14 protein-coding genes are annotated in these 18,199 nt (G+C 59.1%); 3 read left to right on the plus strand and 11 right to left on the minus strand.

All coding sequences use genetic code 11. The annotated features are described in order from the left end of the window. Nucleotides 1–198: 198 nt before the first annotated feature. The 10 genes from PSH96_RS04265 to PSH96_RS04310 form a co-directional block, all read right to left on the minus strand. On the minus strand, nucleotides 199–1,170 hold the full coding sequence (locus PSH96_RS04265; protein ID WP_017138288.1) for a peptide ABC transporter ATP-binding protein: 972 nt from the start codon (nucleotides 1,168–1,170) through the stop codon (nucleotides 199–201). Beyond that, nucleotides 1,170–2,138, minus strand: coding sequence for an ABC transporter ATP-binding protein (locus tag PSH96_RS04270; RefSeq protein WP_017138287.1), 969 nt, complete (start codon nucleotides 2,136–2,138; stop codon nucleotides 1,170–1,172). The genes PSH96_RS04265 and PSH96_RS04270 overlap by 1 nt, the downstream gene beginning before the upstream one ends. Before the next feature lie 10 nt (nucleotides 2,139–2,148). Continuing rightward, the gene (locus PSH96_RS04275; protein WP_065911602.1) at nucleotides 2,149–3,060 is read right to left on the minus strand and encodes an ABC transporter permease subunit; all 912 of its coding nucleotides are present in this window, start codon (nucleotides 3,058–3,060) and stop codon (nucleotides 2,149–2,151) included. A gap of 10 nt (nucleotides 3,061–3,070) precedes the next feature. Beyond that, nucleotides 3,071–4,081 (minus strand): ABC transporter permease subunit, encoded by a 1,011-nt coding sequence (locus PSH96_RS04280; protein ID WP_056859204.1) that lies wholly within the window; start codon nucleotides 4,079–4,081, stop codon nucleotides 3,071–3,073. A 77-nt stretch (nucleotides 4,082–4,158) separates the two neighbouring features. Next, a complete protein-coding gene (locus PSH96_RS04285; protein WP_305457728.1) occupies nucleotides 4,159–5,757 on the minus strand; it encodes an ABC transporter substrate-binding protein in 1,599 nt (532 codons plus the stop codon). Between the two features lie 80 nt (nucleotides 5,758–5,837). Then, nucleotides 5,838–7,232 carry an OprD family porin gene (locus PSH96_RS04290; RefSeq protein ID WP_305457729.1) on the minus strand — a complete coding sequence of 465 codons (1,395 nt, stop codon included), beginning with the start codon at nucleotides 7,230–7,232 and terminating at the stop codon, nucleotides 5,838–5,840. A 170-nt stretch (nucleotides 7,233–7,402) separates the two neighbouring features. Then, nucleotides 7,403–8,947: an ABC transporter substrate-binding protein gene (locus tag PSH96_RS04295; protein WP_370694350.1), complete on the minus strand. Its 1,545-nt coding sequence runs from the start codon at nucleotides 8,945–8,947 to the stop codon at nucleotides 7,403–7,405. A gap of 364 nt (nucleotides 8,948–9,311) precedes the next feature. After that, a complete protein-coding gene (locus PSH96_RS04300; protein ID WP_065911597.1) occupies nucleotides 9,312–10,940 on the minus strand; it encodes an ABC transporter substrate-binding protein in 1,629 nt (542 codons plus the stop codon). Nucleotides 10,941–11,198: 258 nt separating this feature from the next. Continuing rightward, nucleotides 11,199–12,800 (minus strand): ABC transporter substrate-binding protein, encoded by a 1,602-nt coding sequence (locus tag PSH96_RS04305; RefSeq protein WP_305457732.1) that lies wholly within the window; start codon nucleotides 12,798–12,800, stop codon nucleotides 11,199–11,201. 91 nt (nucleotides 12,801–12,891) lie between these two features. Next, nucleotides 12,892–13,608, minus strand: coding sequence for an SIMPL domain-containing protein (locus PSH96_RS04310; protein ID WP_305457734.1), 717 nt, complete (start codon nucleotides 13,606–13,608; stop codon nucleotides 12,892–12,894). A 205-nt stretch (nucleotides 13,609–13,813) separates the two neighbouring features. Between PSH96_RS04310 and PSH96_RS04315 the strand changes: the two genes are divergently transcribed. The 3 genes from PSH96_RS04315 to PSH96_RS04325 all read left to right on the plus strand — a co-directional run bounded on the left by PSH96_RS04315 (nucleotide 13,814) and on the right by PSH96_RS04325 (nucleotide 17,453). Then, nucleotides 13,814–15,076, plus strand: a complete 1,263-nt coding sequence (locus tag PSH96_RS04315) for an ATP-binding protein (RefSeq protein WP_219266811.1) — start codon at nucleotides 13,814–13,816, stop codon at nucleotides 15,074–15,076. Continuing rightward, the gene (locus PSH96_RS04320; protein WP_003171731.1) at nucleotides 15,069–15,629 is read left to right on the plus strand and encodes a response regulator transcription factor; all 561 of its coding nucleotides are present in this window, start codon (nucleotides 15,069–15,071) and stop codon (nucleotides 15,627–15,629) included. The genes PSH96_RS04315 and PSH96_RS04320 overlap by 8 nt, the downstream gene beginning before the upstream one ends. Nucleotides 15,630–15,728: 99 nt before the next feature. Further along, nucleotides 15,729–17,453 carry an ABC transporter ATP-binding protein/permease gene (locus tag PSH96_RS04325; RefSeq protein ID WP_305457737.1) on the plus strand — a complete coding sequence of 575 codons (1,725 nt, stop codon included), beginning with the start codon at nucleotides 15,729–15,731 and terminating at the stop codon, nucleotides 17,451–17,453. A 195-nt stretch (nucleotides 17,454–17,648) separates the two neighbouring features. On the opposite strand, the gene PSH96_RS04330 is transcribed toward PSH96_RS04325, so the two are convergent. Next, complete coding sequence (locus PSH96_RS04330) at nucleotides 17,649–18,086, minus strand: YhcB family protein (protein ID WP_017138275.1); 438 nt, start codon at nucleotides 18,084–18,086, stop codon at nucleotides 17,649–17,651. Nucleotides 18,087–18,199: the final 113 nt, after the last annotated feature.

Here is an 18,199-nt window from a genome sequence, read left to right on the forward strand (position 1 = left end):
GCGTGGCTGACTACTGTGAGAACTCACAGGTCGTTAGATTGCTTTCGAATACTCAACGGGAGTTATTAACAAAACCCGTTGTTGGGAGCCCGGAAAAAGAAAGCCCCTCCCGCCAGGCTGATGCGCAACCTGATGGGAAGGGCTGTAGAACGCATGTAATGCCCCGGAGTGAACAACCGGGGCATTTTTATTGCTGGTTCAAGCCACAAACTGCTCCGCGTAGTGGCAAGCCACCTGACGGTTATCCAACGCACGCAACTGCGGCTCTTCGCTGCTGCACCGCGCGGTCGCGTAGGGGCAGCGCTTGTGGAACGCGCAGCCAGGCGGCGGGTTCAGCGGGTTGGGCAGTTCGCCGACGATTTTGATCTTCGGCTTGTTCGGGTCCGGGTGGATGGTCGGGGTGGCCGACAGCAGCGCCTGGGTGTACGGGTGCAGCGGACGGGCGTAGATGTCTTCCTTGGGGCCGACTTCCACCGGGCGGCCGAGGTACATCACCATCACGTCGTCGGCGACATGTTGCACCACCGCCAGGTTGTGGGAGATGAACACGTAGGCGGTGTTGAATTCCTGCTGCAAATCCATGAACAGGTTGAGTACCTGGGCCTGGATCGACACGTCCAGCGCCGAGGTCGGCTCATCCGCCACCAGCACTTTGGGTTGCAGCATCATGGCGCGCGCCAGGGCGATGCGCTGGCGCTGACCGCCGGAGAACATGTGCGGGTAGCGCTGATAATGCTCAGGGCGCAGGCCCACTTGCTTCATCATTGCCTGCACTTTCTCGCGGCGTTCGGCGGCGGACAGGTTGGTGTTGATCAGCAGCGGCTCGCCGAGTTGATCACCGACCTTCTGGCGCGGGTTCAGCGAGGCGTACGGGCTCTGGAACACCATCTGCACGTCTTTGCGCAATTGCTTGCGCTGGGCCTTGTCGGCGCCGGCCACTTCCTGGCCGGCGATTTTCAAGGAGCCCGAAGACGGCTCTTCAATCAGCGTCAGCGCGCGGGCCAGGGTGGATTTGCCGCAACCCGATTCGCCTACCACGGCGAGGGTCTTGCCGGCTTCCAGTTCAAACGACACACCATTGAGCGCGCGTACCAGTGCATGGCCCTTGAACAGGCCACGGGACACTTCGTAGTGACGGGTGAGGTCGCGGGCGGTAAGAACGACGGCCATTACGCCACCTCCTGGTTCAAGGGGTAGAAGCAGCGCGCGAGGCTGTTGCTTTTCGGGTCAAGGCCGGGGCGCTGGGCGCGGCAGGATTCCTGCACGTACGGGCAGCGCGGCGACAGCAGGCAACCCTGCGGGCGGTCATAACGACCGGGCACGATACCCGGCAGCGTGGCCAGGCGCGTGGCGCCCAGGCTGTGCTCGGGAATTGCCTTGAGCAGTGCTTCGCTGTACGGGTGTGCCGGAATGTCGAACAGTTGCGGCACCTGGCCGACTTCCACGGCTTGGCCTGCGTACATCACGCACACGCGCTGGGCGGTTTCAGCCACGACCGCGAGGTCGTGAGTGATCAGCACCAGGCCCATGTTCTGCTCTTTTTGCAGGGCCAGCAGCAGCTCCATGATTTGCGCCTGGATGGTCACGTCCAGTGCCGTGGTCGGCTCATCGGCGATCAGCAGTTTCGGCTCGCCGGCAATTGCCATGGCGATTGCCACACGCTGGCTCATACCACCGGACAGTTGATGCGGGTAGGCATCCATACGGCTGGCAGCGCCTGGGATTTCTACTTTTTCGAGCAGTTCGATGGCGCGCTTGCGCGCTTGCTTGCCGGACATTTTCAGGTGCAGGCGCAGCACTTCTTCGATCTGGAAACCCACGGTGTAGCTGGGGTTCAGCGCGGTCATCGGGTCCTGGAACACCATCGCCAGGTCTTTGCCGACGATCTGGCGGCGCTGGCGGTTGCTCAGCTTGAGCATGTCCTTGCCGTCAAAGTTCAGCGCGTCGGCAGTAACGATACCGGGGTGCTCAATCAGGCCCATCAACGCCATCATGGTCACGGATTTACCCGAGCCCGACTCGCCAACGATCGCCAGTACTTCGCCTTTGTCGACCGAGATGTCGAGGCCATCGACCACCGGTACGGCGGTCTTGTCGCCGAAGCGCACGTTGAGATTCTTGATTTCTAACAGTGACATGGGAATCTCCTCAGGCGGCGTTCTTGAGTTTCGGGTCCAGCGCATCGCGCAGGCCGTCACCCATCAAGTTGATTGCCAGCACGCTGAGCAAAATGGTCAAACCAGGCAGGCTCACGACCCACCAGGCGCGTTCGATGTAGTCACGGGCCGAAGCCAGCATGGTGCCCCACTCAGGGGTTGGCGGTTGTACGCCAAGGCCCAGGAAGCCCAGGGCCGCGGCATCGAGGATCGCCGAAGAGAAGCTCAAGGTGGCCTGTACGATCAGCGGCGCCATGCAGTTGGGCAGCACAGTGATGAACATCAGGCGTGGCAGGCCGGCGCCGGCGAGGCGGGCGGCGGTCACGTAGTCACGGTTCAGTTCGCCCATCACCGCCGCGCGGGTCAAGCGCACATAAGACGGCAGCGACACGATAGCGATGGCGATCACGGTGTTGATCAGGCCAGGGCCGAGGATCGCGACAATGGCTACAGCCAGCAGCAGCGACGGCAGGGCCAGCATGATGTCCATCAAGCGCATGATGGTTGGGCCAAGCAGGCGCGGGAAGAACCCGGCGAACAGACCCAGCAGGATGCCCGGGATCAGCGACATCACCACCGACGACAAACCGATCAGCAACGACAGGCGCGAACCCTGGATCAGGCGCGAGAGCAGGTCACGGCCCAGCTCATCGGTGCCCAGCAGGAACTGCATCTGCCCACCTTCCAGCCAGGCTGGCGGGGTGAGCAGGAAGTCGCGGTATTGCTCGCTCGGGTTATGCGGCGCCACCCACGGGGCAAACAGCGCGCAAAACACCACCAGCAACATGAACAGCAGGCCGGCAACCGCGCCTTTGTTCTTGGAGAAGGCTTGCCAGAATTCTTTGTACGGGGACGGGTACAGCAGGCTTTGATCGACTGCTGACACTTGAGTAGGTGTGGTCATGGTCATGATCTCAGCGCTGGTGACGGATGCGTGGGTTGGCGAAGCCGTAGAGGATATCCACCACGAAGTTCACCAGGATCACCAGGCAGGCGATCAACAGGATGCCGTTTTGCACCACCGGGTAGTCCCGCGCGCCAATGGCTTCGATCAGCCATTTGCCGATGCCGGGCCACGAGAAGATGGTTTCGGTCAGTACCGCACCGGCCAGCAGGGTGCCGACTTGCAAGCCGACGACGGTAAGCACCGGAATCAACGCGTTACGCAGGCCGTGCACGAATACCACGCGCGCCGGCGACAGGCCTTTGGCCTTGGCGGTACGGATGTAGTCTTCGCGCAGCACTTCGAGCATCGACGAACGGGTCATCCGCGCAATCACCGCCAGCGGGATGGTGCCGAGCACGATAGCGGGCAGGATCAGGTGGTGCAGGGCATCCCAGAATGCGTCCGGCTCGTCAGCCAGCAGGGTGTCGATCAGCATGAAGCCGGTGCGCGGCTCGATGTCGTAGAGCAGGTCGATACGCCCGGAAACCGGGGTCCAGCCCAGGCTCACCGAGAAGAACATGATCAGGATCAGGCCCCACCAGAAGATCGGCATCGAATATCCCGCGAGGGAGATGCCCATCACCCCATGGTCGAACAGGGATCCTCGTTTAAGGGCCGCGATCACCCCGGCCAACAGGCCCAGGATACCGGCGAACAACAGGGCGGCCATGGACAGTTCCAGGGTCGCAGGGAAGAGGGCGGTGAATTCGGTCCACACGCTGGTGCGTGTGCGCAGTGATTCGCCGAGGTCGCCGTGGGCGAGCTTGCCTACATAGTCAAAGTATTGCGCATAGAGCGGCTTGTTCAGGCCAAGGCGTTCCATTGCCTGTGCGTGCATCTCGGGGTCGACACGGCGTTCGCCCATCATGACTTCTACGGGGTCGCCGGGAATCATGCGAATCAACGCAAACGTCAGCAACGTGATGCCGAAAAACGTGGGGATCAGTAACCCCAATCGGCGGGCAATAAAACTAAACATCTTGTTGTGTACCTCAATCAGCCGGTTAGGCAGGTTCGGCACCGTCAATGTCGACGGTGCCGAGCGTCTTCTCTTATTTACTTCACCTGGGTGGTGGCGAAGTTATTTGTGGTCAGAGGGCTTTGGGTAAAGCCTTCGACGTTTTTGCGCATGGCGGTGAACATTTTCGGGTAAGCCATGGGAATCCACGGTTGGTCTTTTTCGAAGACATCCATGGCTTGTTCATAGAGTGCAGCGCGCTGGCCGGGTTCAGCGATGGCGCGCGCCTTGTCGATCAAGTCTTGAAACTCTTTGTTACACCAGCGGGCGTAGTTTTCGCCGTTTTTCGCCGCATCGCAACTCAGGTTTGGTGTGAGGAAGTTATCCGGGTCCCCGTTATCCCCTGCCCAACCGGCGGAAACCATGTCGTGCTCGCCGTTTTTGGCGCGCTTGAGCATCTCGCCCCATTCCATCACTTTGATGTTCACCTTCAGGCCGATCTGCGCCAGATCCGCCTGCATGCGCTGGGCGCCGAGCATCGGGTTCGGGTTGGTCGGGCCGCCGCCGTTACGGGTGAACAGGGTGAACTCGGTGCCTTCCGGTACGCCGGCTTCCTTGAGCAGGGCGCGGGCCTTGTCGAGGTCACGGGTTGGGTTTTTCAGCTTGTCGCTGAAACCCAGCAGGGTTGGCGGGTACGGGCCGGTGGCGTCGATGGCGTTGCCTTTGCCGTACAGGGACTCGTTGTAGCCTTTTTTGTCGAACGCGATGTTGATCGCGTGGCGTACGCGGGCGTCGCTCATGTACTTGTGGGTGGTGTTCAGCGCAGTGTAGGCGGTGGTCATCGCCGCCAACTCCGCAACCTTCAGGTTCGGGTCAGCCTTCACGCTCGGCACGTCATCCGGTTTCGGATACAGCGCGATCTGGCACTCGTTGGCCTTGAGCTTCTGCAGGCGCACATTGTTGTCGGTGGTGATCGCCAGGATCAACGGGTCAGATGGCGGTTTGCCACGGAAGTAGTCCGGGTTGGCCTTGAAACGCACCTGGGCGTCTTTGGCGTAACGGGTGAAGACGAACGGGCCGGTGCCGATGGGCTTGGCGTTCAGGTCATCGGTCTTGCCGGACTTGAGCAACTGGTCGGCGTATTCGGCGGAGTGAATCGAGGAAAACGCCATGGCCAGGTCGGCCAAAAACGGTGCTTCAGGACGGGTCAGGGTAAAGACGACGGTGTGATCGTCGGTCTTCTCTACGCTCTTGAGCAGTTCCTTGAAGCCCATGCTTTCGAAATACGGGTAACCCACAAGGGACTTTTTGTGCCAAGGGTGATTCGGGTCCAGCTGGCGCTGAAAGCTCCAAAGCACGTCGTCGGCGTTCATGTTGCGCGTGGGTTTGAAGTAGTCGGTGGTGTGGAACTTTACATCGTCACGCAGGTGGAAGGTGTAGGTCAGGCCGTCGGCGCTGATTTCCGGCAGGGCCTTGGCCAGTGCCGGTACAACTTCGGTGGTGCCGGGCTTGAAGTCCACCAGGCGGTTGAACATGGTTTCAGCGGCGGCGTCAGCGGTTACCGCGGTGGTGTACAGCACCGGGTCAAAACCTTCCGGGCTGGCTTCGGTGCAGACCACCAGCGGTTTGGCCGAAACGCCGATCGCAACGCTCAACAGCGCAGCGGCAATGGCAGCTTGTAGCGGGAGCATTTTCATTCAGAGCCCTCTGCAATCGATTAAACCAGACAAGCGTAGACGGCGGGCTCGTGATGAGCCCGCCGTCTACCTGGCGCTAATTAAAGAATGTTGAACGGGATGGTGGTGACCAGGCGGAACTCACGGATGTTGCCGTCAGCCTGGTTGGCGCTGGCACGGTGAGTCACGTAGGTACCACGGATGGTGGTGGCCTTGAGTGCGCCGCTCTGAATGGCGTACGAGGTGCCGACACCGTATTCCTGGTGTTTCTCGCCGTCCTGGGTCTGGATGCCGTTGTAAGCGAAGCCTTTCACGCCGCCGTCGCCGGTGTAGTGAGTGCCGTCGATGCCCCAGCCGCGAGCCGAGTAGATGTTGAACTTCAGGCCCGGCACGCCGTATTCGGCCATGTTGATGCCGTAAGCGATCTGGAACGATTTCTCGTTCGGGCCGTTAAAGTCGGACGTCAGGGAGTTGGCCAGGTAGATGCCGTTGGTTTCGTGCAGGTAGTCGAAGTACTCGTTACCGTTCACTTCCTGGTACGAGAAGGTCAGGCTGTGAGCCTGGTGAGTCAGGCCCAGCGACAGCGAGTAAGTGTCGTTGTCGATCTTGCCCATCAACTTTTTGCCTTCGTCCACGGTCTTGTAGTAGTTCAGGCCGGTGGTCAGAGCCAGGGTCTGAGCATCACCCAGTTCGTGGGTAGCGCCGAAGTAGTACTGGTTCCAGAAGTCTTTGACTTGAGCGCCGAAGAAGCTGGTTTTCAGGCTCTTGAACGGCTGGTAGTTCACACCGGCGGTGTAGACGTGATCCGCTTCCTGGCCATTACCGTATTCACTGCGGAATTTCGACAGGCTCTGTTCGGTACGTGGCGATACGCGGTCGAAGTAAGCGCCCTGGAACGACAGGTTGCTGAATTCTTCGCTGTTCAGGGCGAAACCTTCGAAGCTCGATGGCAGTGCACGGTTGCCGATGGTGTCGACGATGCCGCTGCTGAAGTTCTGGCGACCGGCGGTCAAGGTGGTGTTCGACACACGGAACTTCACGTTGGCCAGGCCCAGTTTGCTCCACTGATCGACTGCATCGCCGTCGGAGTCGGCCAGGGTACGGTTGGAACCACCCTTGATGTCGCGCTTGCTGCGGTCCAGCACGATAGCGTTGTAGGCCGCGACTTCGGTAGCGACGCCCACGGTGCCTTGGGTAAAGCCCGAGCTCAGGTTGAGGATGGTGCCCTGTACCCAGTTGGTACGGTAAGCGTCAGTGCGCGCTTCGCCGTGCTTCTGGTAGGTGAACTTGCCGCCACGGAACTTCTGTTCGTTGGAGAACCAGTTACGGGTGGTACCGCCCAGGCTTGCGCCGTCGACAAAGCCCTTGGCCTCGCTTTGGGCGCTGGTGCCGGCCAATGTGGTGGGGACGAAGTCCTGGCTCTGGGTTTCCGCAAATGCGGTTGCCGTGATGCTGCTGATGGCCAGGGCCAGAAGCGCTTTGCTGCTCAGTTTCATGGGTGAAGCTCCTTTGGTTCTCTTTTTAATGCCGGTCTTTTTAGGTGAACCGGCTATTGGGTGTGTAACTCGTTCAAGCTAGTGCAAACGTTTGCCGTAGGATAAATCCCAACAAAAGGCTGCACGTTTGCTACGGAGCCGATTTGGCTCCGCACCATCCGGTTATTTTCTTATGGGTTGAGACTGACGCCCGAAAACACGTTGCGGCCGAAGGGACTGACTTTGAAACCTTCGACTTTGGCGCTTAACGGCTGGTTGACCGTCGAGTGGGCGACGGGCGTGATCGGCACTTGCTGTTTAAGCAATTGCTGCGCCTGTTTGTACAGAACAGTCCTTTGTTCGCGGTCGGTCACGACCTTGGCTTGCTTGATCAGCTTGTCGTACGCCGGGTCACACCACATGGAGTAGTTGTTCCCGCCGATGGCGTCGCAGCTGTAGAGGGTGCCCAGCCAGTTGTCCGGGTCACCGTTGTCGCCGGTCCAGCCGATCAGGCTGATATCGTGCTCACCGTTTTTGGTGCGCTTGATGTATTCGCCCCATTCATAGCTGACGATCTTGACCTTGAGGCCGATCTTGGCCCAATCACTTTGCAGCATCTCGGCCATCAGCTTGGCGTTGGGGTTGTACGGGCGCTGCACCGGCATGGCCCACAGAGTGATCTCGGTGCCTTCTTTAACGCCGGCGGCCTTGAGCAGTTGCTTGGCTTTTTCCGGGTTGTAGGCGGCGTCCTTGATGCTGTCGTCGTAGGACCACTGGGTCGGCGGCATGGCGTTGACCGCCAGCTGGCCCGCGCCCTGGTACACGGCATTCAGAATGCTCTGCTTGTTCACCGCCATATCCAGTGCCTGGCGCACTTCGAGCTGGTCGAAGGGTTTGTGGCGCACGTTGTAGGCGATGTAGCCGAGGTTGAACCCCGGCTTGGTCAGCAGTTGCAGGTTCGGGTCGGCCTTGAGCGCGTCGACGTCAGCGGGGCGCGGATGCAGGGTGATCTGGCACTCGCCGGCCTTGAGCTTCTGCACCCGCACCGAGGCGTCGGTGTTGATGGCAAAAATCAGTTGGTCCAGCTTGACGCGACTTGGGTCCCAGTACTGTTTGTTGCCCACATAACGGATCTGCGAGTCTTTCTGGTAGCGCTGGAATACAAAGGGCCCAGTGCCGATCGGCTTCTGGTTGATGTCGCTGGGTTTGCCCTCTTTCAGCAACTGTTCGGCGTACTCGGCCGACAGGATCGAGGCAAAGCTCATCGCGATGTTCTGTACAAACGCGGCGTCGACCGTGTTCAGGGTCATCACCACGGTGTAAGGGCCGGTCTTCTCGACCTTGGCGATGTTCTTGTTCAGGCTCATCCCGTTGAAGTACGGAAACTCGGTGGGGTAGGCCTTGCGAAACGGGTACTCAGGGTCAAGCATGCGGTTGAAGGTGAACAGCACATCGTCGGCATTGAAGTCGCGCGTCGGCTTGAATTCCTTGTTGCTGTGGAACTTCACCCCTTCACGCAGGTGAAAGGTGTAAGTCAGGCCGTCTTCGGAAATATCCCACTTGGTTGCCAGCCCAGGCACCACGTCAGTCGCACCTTTTTCGAATTCAACCAGGCGGTTGTACAAAGGTTCCGCCGCGTCGTTGTCGGTGGCGGTGGTGTACTGCGCGGTGTCGAACCCGGCCGGGCTGCCTTCAGAGCAGAACACCAGGCTCTTCTTTTCGGCGGCTTGGCCCATCGTGGCCACAGCCAGCAGGCTGGTGCCAAAAATTGCGGATAGAACAGTGGTATGGCGCATGACGATCCCGATCCTTGTTTGTTGTTGTCATCAGCGAGCAATCACCCAAGCGTCAGGCTTGGTGGACATCACTGATCCCACACGCAGCAAGTGCCTTTCCTGGATTGGAGCTTCTGCTGTCCTACGACGTTATGGGTCGCGGAGCTTGCAGTAAATGCGCCAAAACGGATTGACCTTGTAGGTAACGGATGCACAAGTCGCAGTTCATTGCTGTAGGACGGCAATGTTGCGGTTGTGGTCTGTTTCCTATGGTCTAGGCGGATGCAATAACGGCGACGTTATGAAACGTCGCCGCTACTGAGTCTTACTTGCCGCTTACACTAACGCCGTAGAAGGAGTTCAAGCCAAACGGGCTGATCTTGAAGTCCTGCACGGTGTTGCGCATGGGTTGATACACCGTCGAGTGCGCGATAGGTGTCATCGGGACTGCATCTTTGAGGATATGTTGCGCCTGCTTGTACAGCTCGGTGCGTTTGGCGACATCCGATGTGGCTTTGGCTTCTTTGACGATGCCGTCGAATTTCTTGTCGCACCATTTGGAGAAGTTGTTACCGGCCAGCGAGTCGCAGCCGAACAGCACGTTCAGCCAGTTGTCCGGGTCACCATTGTCGCCGCTCCAGCCAATGATCATGGCCTGGTTCTCGCCGCCTTTGGAGCGCTTGAGGTACTCGCCCCACTCGTAGCTGACGATGTTGACCTTCAGGCCGATCTGTTTCCAGTCGTTCTGCAGCATCTCGGCCATCAGCTTGGCGTTCGGGTTATACGGCCGTTGAACCGGCATGGCCCACAGGGTGATCTCGGTGCCTTCTTTAATGCCGGCTTCCTTGAGCAGTTCCTTGGCCTTGGCTGGGTCGAACTTCGTATCCTTGATGGTGGTGTCGTAGGACCACTGGGTCGGCGGCATGGCGTTGACGGCCAGTTGGCCTGCGCCCTGATACACGGAGTCGATGATCTGCTGCTTGTTCACCGACATGTCCAACGCTTCACGTACACGCAGGTCGGCCAGTGGGTTGGCGGCGGTCTGCCCCTTGATCACCGGCATGACGTTGTAAGCGATGTAGCCCAGGTTGAAACCGGCCTGGTGCGGCAGTTTCAGGTCCTTGTCTTCGCCCAGCGCCTTGAGGTCGGCCGGACGTGGGAACAAGGTGATCTGGCATTCGTTTTTCTTGAGCTTCTGGATGCGCACCGACGGGTCGGTGGTGATGGCGAAGATCAGGTTATCGATCTTCACATCCTCAGGTTTCCAGTAGTCCTTGTTGCCGGTGTAACGAATGTTCGAATCTTTCTGATAACTCTTGAACACGAACGGGCCAGTGCCGATTGGCTTCTGGTTGATGTCCGCGGGCTTGCCTTCCTTCAACAGTTGAGCGGCGTATTCGGCCGACTGGATGGAGGCGAAACTCATCGCCAGGTTCTGGATGAAAGCGGCGTCCACAGTGCCAAGGGTGAACTTGACGGTGTGGTCATCGACTTTCTCGATGTTCTTGATGTTGGTGTCCATCCCCATGTCCGTGAAGTACGGGAACTCGGTGGGGTAGGCTTTACGGAACGGATCGTCCTTGTTGATCATGCGGTTGAACGTGAACAGAACGTCATCGGCATTGAAGGTACGGGTCGGCTTGAAGTACGAAGTGGTGTGGAATTTCACGCCATCACGCAGGTGGAAGGTGTACGTCAGGCCATCCGGGGCCACGTCCCAGCTGGTGGCCAGCCCAGGAATCACAGCGGTGCCGCCGCGTTCGAACTGGGTCAGACGGTTGAACATGGTTTCGGCCGAGGCATCGAAGTCTGTTCCGGCGGTGTACTGGCCTGGGTCGAAACCGGCCGGGCTCCCTTCGGAGCAGAACACCAGGTTACTCGCCGCATGGGCGAAAGGAGCAGCGGCCATAAGGCCAGCACTCACTAAAAGCGGAAGGACTGCGTGTTTAAGCATGTTGGCCTCATGATTTGTTGTCATTTTTGGTGGTGAGGGCGACCTCGTGAGTCGGCCTGCGGATACTTATGCAGGGGCCATACCCATTGCAAGATGCTGAACCGTTGCAAGAGGCAAACTGTGGTACGAACGTACAGGAATGTCGCATTTATGAAAGTTTGTACATAAATGCATATATATAGAGGGTTTTTTCGGTGCATGGCGCGCACCAAAAATGCCCAACCGAGCGGTCTAGCGCACTCGGTTGGGGCGTAGCTGTTACTTATCTAGACTGACACCATAAAACGGCGTCAGACCAAAAGGACTGATCTTGAAGTCCTTTACTTCCTTTCGAAGTGGCTGGAAAACCGTCGAGTTTGCAATAGGCGTTATAGGCACTTGTTCCTTAAGGATTTTCTGTGCCTGTTGATACCACTTGATGCGTTGCTCGCGGTCGTTGCTGACCTTGGCCTGCTGCACCAGTTTGTCGTAGGCCGGGTTACACCATTTGGCGTAGTTGCTGCCTTTGACTGCGGCACAACTGTAGAGCACGCCGAGCCAGTTATCCGGGTCGCCATTGTCGCCGGTCCAGCCATAAATCATCGCGTCATGCTCGCCATTTTTGGCGCGCTTGATGTATTCGCCCCACTCATAGCTGACGATGTTGGCTTTAATACCGATTTTTTCCCAATCCTGTTGAATCATTTGCGCCGACATTCGCGCGTTGGGATTGGAAGCGCGCTGCACGGTCATCGCCCACAAGTTGATGGTGGTACCTGGTGCAACCCCTGCTTCTTTTAGTAGCGCCCGGGCCTTGGTCGGATCGTAGGGCGCATCCTTGATGGTGGGGTCATAAGACCACTGCGCCGGAGGCAGGGCGTTCTGCGCCAATTGTCCGGCGCTTTGGTAAACAGCCTTGATAATTGCCGGCTTATCGATGGCCATGTCCAGCGCCTGGCGCACCTTGAGCTGGTCCAGCGGTGGATGCGTCACGTTGTAGGCCAGGAAACCCAAATTGAAACCGGCCTGTTGCAGCACGCGCAGGTTGGGGTCTTGTTTCATTATTTCAATGTCGGACGGGCGCGGGTAACCGCTGACCTGGCATTCACCGGCCTTGAGTTTCTGCAGGCGCGCGGCGGCGTCCGGGGTGATGGCGAACACCAGGTTGTCGAGCTTCACATCCTCCGGTTTCCAATACTGCTTATTGGCCGCGTAGCGAATCTGCGAGTCTTTCTGGTAGCGCTTGAACACAAACGGCCCGGTGCCCACGGGTTTCTGGTTGATCTGCTCGGCCTTGCCTTCTTTTAAAAGCTGGGCGGCGTATTCGGCCGATTGCACCGAGGCGAAGCTCATGGCCAGGTTCTGCACGAACGAGGCGTCGACGTTGTTCAGGTTGAACTGCACGGTGTGCTCGTCGAGTTTTTCGACACTTTTGATCGTGGTGTTCAAACCCATGTCGGTGAAGTAGGGCGACTCGGACGGGTAAGCCTTGCGAAACGGACTGTCGGCATCCAGTAGGCGATTGAACGTGAATAGGACGTCATCCGCGTTGAAGTCGCGGGTAGGCGTGAAGTAATCGGTGGTGTGGAATTTGACGCCATCACGCAAGTGGAAGGTGTAGGTCAGGCCGTCCTTGGACACATCCCAGCTCGTCGCCAGGCCCGGCTCAACCTCGGTGCCGCCACGCTTGAACTGGGTCAGGCGGTTGAACACGGTTTCGGCGGAGGCATCGAAGTCGGTGCCGCTGGTGTACTGGCTGGGGTCGAAACCGGCGGGGCTGGCTTCGGAGCAGTAGACCAGGGTAGTCGCCGCCTGAGCGGTCGGCATCAAGGCCAGGAGGCCGGCGGCAAGGAGCAACGGTTTTAAGGTGATTCTTTCCATGGAGACCCCTGAAGTGGCAGGCATATAAAGGCTGCCCAAACGAAAACGGCGGTCACCGAGGTTACCGCCGTTCAGGGTTGTCAGGTAGGGGTCACTGCATCTGTACTTCAATCACCCCATCAGCGCTCATGTTGACCTGGCTGGTGCCGGCTTCTACTTCTGGCGTTGGCGCCGAATCCGCCATGGCCGCTTTCATCATCATCCCGCCATTGCGGGCGTAAGGCATCGGGTAGCCATTGGTGTTGAAGTTCAGGTTGACGATCTTGTAGCCCTTGCCGCCCAGTGCATCGGTGGCCAGTTGCGCGCGCGCCTTGAAGGCGGCAACGGCGTCTTTAAGCAATGCGTCTTCGCTGGCCTTGCGCGTGCTGTCGGCGATGGCGAAGTCCATGTTTTCCATTTTCAGGGTGTTCAGCAGTTCGCCGGTGAGCTTGGACAGTGCCGGGAAGTCGGCGCTTTCCAGGCGCAGTTCGGCACGCTCGCGCCAGCCGGTGATCTTCTGGTTCTTGCTGTCGTAGATCGGGTAGCTGTTGCGGCTGCCTTGGCGCAGGGTCACCGCTTTGACTTCGCGCGCCTCGCCCAAGGCCTTGTTCATGGTGTTAGTGATTTCGGCCGCGAGTTTAGCCGGGTCGGCGTTTTGCGACTCGGTGTAAAGGGTGACGATCATCTTGTCGCGGGCAACCTCCTGGCTGACCTCGGCGCGCAGGGAAATCTGATTGTAGTTCAGCCCTTCGGCTGCCAATGCGGGGAGACTGGCAAGGGTGGCGACGCCGAGGGTGATAACAGCTGCACTGCGAGTGAAACGAGACATGGAAGCTCCTTGAGGTAGTCGTGTTGGTTAAGACTGTAGACGGTGGCTTCGGGTTCTTCGGGTTTACACATTCGCTACAAGTGGTGGTGGTGCCGACGAACGGTCATTTGGCCGGCCTGCGTCAAAGAGCCACACGCGCCGTGCCAGCGGGTCTGCTTCGTTTATACTCGTGCCGATCCGCCTGCAGCGCTCACCGGGAGAGCTCATGCTCGCCGCCGTAAAACTGACTTCCGCCACACGCCAGAACCTCTGGCGCCTGACGTTCATCCGTACCCTGGTACTGGCCGCACAGGCCGGCTCCGTCGGGCTTGCCTATTGGTTCGACCTGCTGCCGCTGCCGTGGCTGCAACTGGGTGTGACCCTGGCGTTTTCCACCGTGCTGTGCGCGTTCACCGCCATCCGTTTGCGCACTACGTGGCCGGTGACCGAGTTGGAATATGCGCTCCAGTTGGCCTGCGACCTGTTTATCCACAGTGTTTTGCTGTATTTCTCCGGTGGTTCCACCAACCCGTTCGTTTCGTATTACCTGGTGCCATTGACCATCGCTGCCGTGACGTTGCCCTGGCGCTATTCGGTGGTGCTGTCGGGTATCGCGCTGACCCTGTACACCTTGCTGTTGGCACAGTTCTACCCGTTGCAGACGTTCCCCATCGCTAGGGAAAATCTGCAGATCTACGGGATGTGGCTGAGCTTTGCGCTGTCTGCGGCGGTGATTACGTTCTTCGCTGCACGCATGGCCGAAGAGCTGCGCCGTCAGGAAGAATTGCGCGCTATTCGCCGCGAAGAAGGCCTGCGCGACCAGCAATTACTGGCCGTCGCCACCCAGGCCGCCGGCGCCGCCCACGAATTGGGCACGCCGCTGGCGACCATGAGCGTACTGCTTAATGAAATGACCCAGGACCATCACGACCCGGTGCTGCAAGAAGACCTCGGTGTGTTGCGCGAACAGGTCAAGCAGTGCAAGCAGACCTTGCAGCAACTGGTGCGCGCCGCCGAAGCCAATCGCCGCCTGGCGGTAGAGATGCAGGACGTGACCCAGTGGCTCGACGAAGCCCTGAACCGCTGGCACCTGATGCGCCCCGAGGCCAGCTATCGCTTCAACCTGCTGGGCCAGGGCACGGTGCCGCGCATGGCGCCGCCGCCGGACCTGACCCAGGCCTTGCTCAACCTGCTGAACAACGCCGCCGATGCCTGCCCCGAAGGCTTGGGCGTGCAGTTGGACTGGGACGCGGAAAACGTGACCATCAGCATTCGTGACCACGGCGCGGGCGTGCCGCTGGCGATTGCCGAGCAAATCGGCAAACCCTTCTTTACCACCAAGGGCAAAGGCTTCGGCCTCGGCCTGTTTTTGAGCAAGGCCAGCGTGACCCGCGCGGGCGGCTCAGTGAAGCTCTATAGTCATGAGGAAGGTGGCACGCTCACCGAGCTGCGCCTGCCCCGTGTCGCACGAGGAGATATCGATGAGTGACGAGATCCAAGTCGAAGGCGAAGAACTGCCGCACCTGTTGCTGGTAGATGACGACGCCACCTTTACCCGCGTAATGGCGCGCGCCATGAGCCGTCGTGGCTTTCGCGTGAGCACCGCAGGTTCGGCTGAAGAAGGCCTGACCATCGCCCAGGCCGACCTGCCGGACTACGCCGCGCTCGACCTGAAAATGGACGGCGATTCTGGCCTGGTGCTGCTGCCCAAGCTGCTGGAGCTGGACCCGGAAATGCGCGTGGTGATCCTCACCGGTTACTCCAGCATCGCCACTGCCGTCGAGGCCATCAAGCGCGGCGCCTGCAATTACCTGTGCAAGCCGGCGGATGCCGACGACGTGCTGGCTGCCTTGCTCTCCGAGCACGCCGACCTCGACACCCTGGTGCCGGAAAACCCTATGTCGGTGGACCGCCTGCAGTGGGAACACATCCAGCGTGTGCTCACCGAGCACGAAGGCAATATCTCCGCTACTGCCCGTGCGTTGGGCATGCACCGACGTACCCTGCAACGCAAGTTGCAGAAACGCCCGGTACGGCGCTGAACAAAGTCTGAACAATCCGCTTCAGGCCGCACGGAGCCCTGAACCGATCGTCTATGATCGGTTCAAACGCCTGTCACATTTTCTTACAGAGCCTGAACGATGAATCAGAACGCTGAGTATTCCGCGGTCAACGACGCGGTGCATGGGCACTTCCTGCGCCGAACGTGGGCGATGATCAAACCCTATTGGCGCAGTGAAGAGAAGGGCAAGGCCTGGTTGTTGCTGGCTGTGGTGGTTGGTCTGACGCTGTTCAGTGTGGCGATTTCCGTGTGGCTCAACCACTGGTACAAGGATTTCTATAACGCCCTGGAAAAAAAGGACACTGCGGCTTTTTGGCAGCAGATCATCTATTTCTGCGGCATCGCTGCAGTGGCTATTCTCGGCGCGGTCTACCGCCTTTATCTGACCCAGATGTTGACCATTCGCTGGCGCGCGTGGCTCACCGAAAAGCACTTTGCACGCTGGCTTAACAACAAGAACTACTACCAGTTGGAGCAGGGCGGCTACACCGATAACCCGGACCAGCGGATTTCCGAAGACCTCAATAGCTTTACCTTGAACACGTTAACGCTGGGTTTGGGCCTGTTACGCAATGTGGTCAGTCTGGTGTCGTTCTCGATTATCTTGTGGGGCGTGTCGGGCAGCATCGAAGTGTTCGGTATCACCATCCCCGGCTACATGTTCTGGTGCGCATTGCTGTATGCCGCCGTCGGCAGTTGGCTGACGCACCTGATCGGCCGTCGTTTGATCGGCTTGAGCAACCAGCAGCAACGGTTCGAAGCAGACTTGCGTTTCTCCATGGTGCGCGTGCGGGAAAATGCCGAAAGCATTGCTTTGTACAATGGCGAGTCAAACGAAAATCAACGTTTGAGTGCGCGGTTCGGTAAGGTCTGGCACAACTACTGGGACATCATGAAAGTGTCCAAGCGCCTGACATTCTTCACCGCAGGCTATGAGCAGATCGCGATTGTCTTTGCATTTATCGTGGCGGCACCGCGCTATTTTGCCGGCAAGATCGAGCTGGGCGAGCTGATGCAAATCAACTCGGCATTCGGCAATGTGCAGGGCAATTTCAGCTGGTTTATCACCGCTTACTCCGACCTCGCCAGCTGGCGTGCCAGCAGTGACCGTCTGCTGAGTTTCCATGAGGCCATGAGCCGCAACGAGCAACGTGCTCCGGCCATCGATGTGCGCCCGCACGGCGAGCAACTGGTGGTCAAAGACCTGGGCATGGACCTGGCCGACGGCCGCCACCTGCTCACTGACGCCGACATGACGGTAGAGCCTGGCCAGCGCGTGATGCTCAGTGGGCGTTCCGGTAGCGGTAAAAGTACGTTGCTGCGCGCCATGGGCAGCTTGTGGCCGGCGGGCCACGGCAGCATTCGCCTGCCGGCGGCGCGTTATCTGTTCCTGCCGCAAAAGCCTTACTTGCCGATTGGCAGCCTGAAGGCCGTGTTGAGTTATCCACAAGACGACAGCACCTACCCGGCCGAACGTTATGCACAGGTCCTGGAAACCTGCCGCTTGCCCCATCTGGTCAGCCGTCTGGATGAGGCCAACCACTGGCAGCGCATGCTCTCACCCGGTGAGCAGCAGCGCCTGGCCTTTGCCCGCGCCTTGTTGTTCGCGCCGCAATGGCTGTATATGGACGAAGCCACCTCCGCCATGGATGAAGAGGATGAGGCGAGCTTGTATCAAGCGTTGATCGATGAACTGCCGGGGCTGAGTATCGTCAGTGTCGGCCATCGCAGCAGCCTCAAGCGCTTCCATGGGCGACATGTGCGAATTGAGGGTGGGTTGTTGCAGGAGCAACAACCGGCTTAAGGGCACGCTCGTTGAGTGTGGGAGCCGGGCTTGCCCGCGATGGCGGTGGGTCAGGCAACAGATACTTTGCTGGTACACCGCTATCGCAGGCAAGCCAGCTCCCACATTGGATTAGTGTCGCCTGCTTGATTGAGCACCCATAAAAAAGCCCGGCTGATCATCGATCAGCCGGGCTTTTTAGTGCTTGAAAATAACTTACTTCTTCAAGCCGTAATGCTCATCCAGCATGCCTGGGGCGTTCGGCGTTTTTGGCGCGTAGTCCCGTGGTGGCTCCTGGTTTTCCCGCGGTGGCGTCAGGCGCTCCCGTGGGGCTTGCGGTGCATCGGAATGCAGCGCGGCCAGCAGGCGCTGGCGGGTGATGTCGTCGAGGGCGAGGCGGTTGGCGCCATCGGCGAGATGATCCTGTACTTCCTGGTAGCTCTGAGTGAGCTTCTTGACCAGGGTCGCGGTGCTGTTGAAGTGGGTAACAACCTCGTTCTGATAACTGTCAAAACGTTCCTGAATGTCATCCAGCTGACGCTGCGTGCGGTTAGGCGCGGCATTCGGCAGCAAGCGGGCAACCAGGAATCCAATGGCGACACCGGCAACCAGGGCAAGAGTCGGCAACAACCAAACTAAGAGCGAGTGTTCCACGAGTCCTTCCTCTATAAACGGCTTTGCTTTACGTTAACGGCTCAAACCTGCGCTGTATACCGCGATTAAGCTCGCAATGATGCCATGCACAGACTTTTAGCTAGACGAGTCGA

Origin of the sequence: Pseudomonas sp. FP2338, from assembly GCF_030687515.1 — a bacterium.
GTDB classification, from domain to species: Bacteria; Pseudomonadota; Gammaproteobacteria; order Pseudomonadales; family Pseudomonadaceae; genus Aquipseudomonas; species Aquipseudomonas salomonii.

Bases quoted from the DNA above. Each gene is read 5' to 3' on its own strand.
- PSH96_RS04265 (WP_017138288.1), bottom strand. From the start codon at position 1,170: ATGGCCGTCGTTCTTACCGCCCGCGACCTCACCCGTCACTACGAAGTG.
- PSH96_RS04270 (WP_017138287.1), bottom strand. From the start codon at position 2,138: ATGTCACTGTTAGAAATCAAGAATCTCAACGTGCGCTTCGGCGACAAG.
- PSH96_RS04275 (WP_065911602.1), bottom strand. From the start codon at position 3,060: ATGACCACACCTACTCAAGTGTCAGCAGTCGATCAAAGCCTGCTGTAC.
- PSH96_RS04280 (WP_056859204.1), bottom strand. From the start codon at position 4,081: ATGTTTAGTTTTATTGCCCGCCGATTGGGGTTACTGATCCCCACGTTT.
- PSH96_RS04285 (WP_305457728.1), bottom strand. From the start codon at position 5,757: ATGAAAATGCTCCCGCTACAAGCTGCCATTGCCGCTGCGCTGTTGAGC.
- PSH96_RS04290 (WP_305457729.1), bottom strand. From the start codon at position 7,232: ATGAAACTGAGCAGCAAAGCGCTTCTGGCCCTGGCCATCAGCAGCATC.
- PSH96_RS04295 (WP_370694350.1), bottom strand. From the start codon at position 8,947: ATGGGCCAAGCCGCCGAAAAGAAGAGCCTGGTGTTCTGCTCTGAAGGC.
- PSH96_RS04300 (WP_065911597.1), bottom strand. From the start codon at position 10,940: ATGCTTAAACACGCAGTCCTTCCGCTTTTAGTGAGTGCTGGCCTTATG.
- PSH96_RS04305 (WP_305457732.1), bottom strand. From the start codon at position 12,800: ATGGAAAGAATCACCTTAAAACCGTTGCTCCTTGCCGCCGGCCTCCTG.
- PSH96_RS04310 (WP_305457734.1), bottom strand. From the start codon at position 13,608: ATGTCTCGTTTCACTCGCAGTGCAGCTGTTATCACCCTCGGCGTCGCC.
- PSH96_RS04315 (WP_219266811.1), top strand. From the start codon at position 13,814: ATGCTCGCCGCCGTAAAACTGACTTCCGCCACACGCCAGAACCTCTGG.
- PSH96_RS04320 (WP_003171731.1), top strand. From the start codon at position 15,069: ATGAGTGACGAGATCCAAGTCGAAGGCGAAGAACTGCCGCACCTGTTG.
- PSH96_RS04325 (WP_305457737.1), top strand. From the start codon at position 15,729: ATGAATCAGAACGCTGAGTATTCCGCGGTCAACGACGCGGTGCATGGG.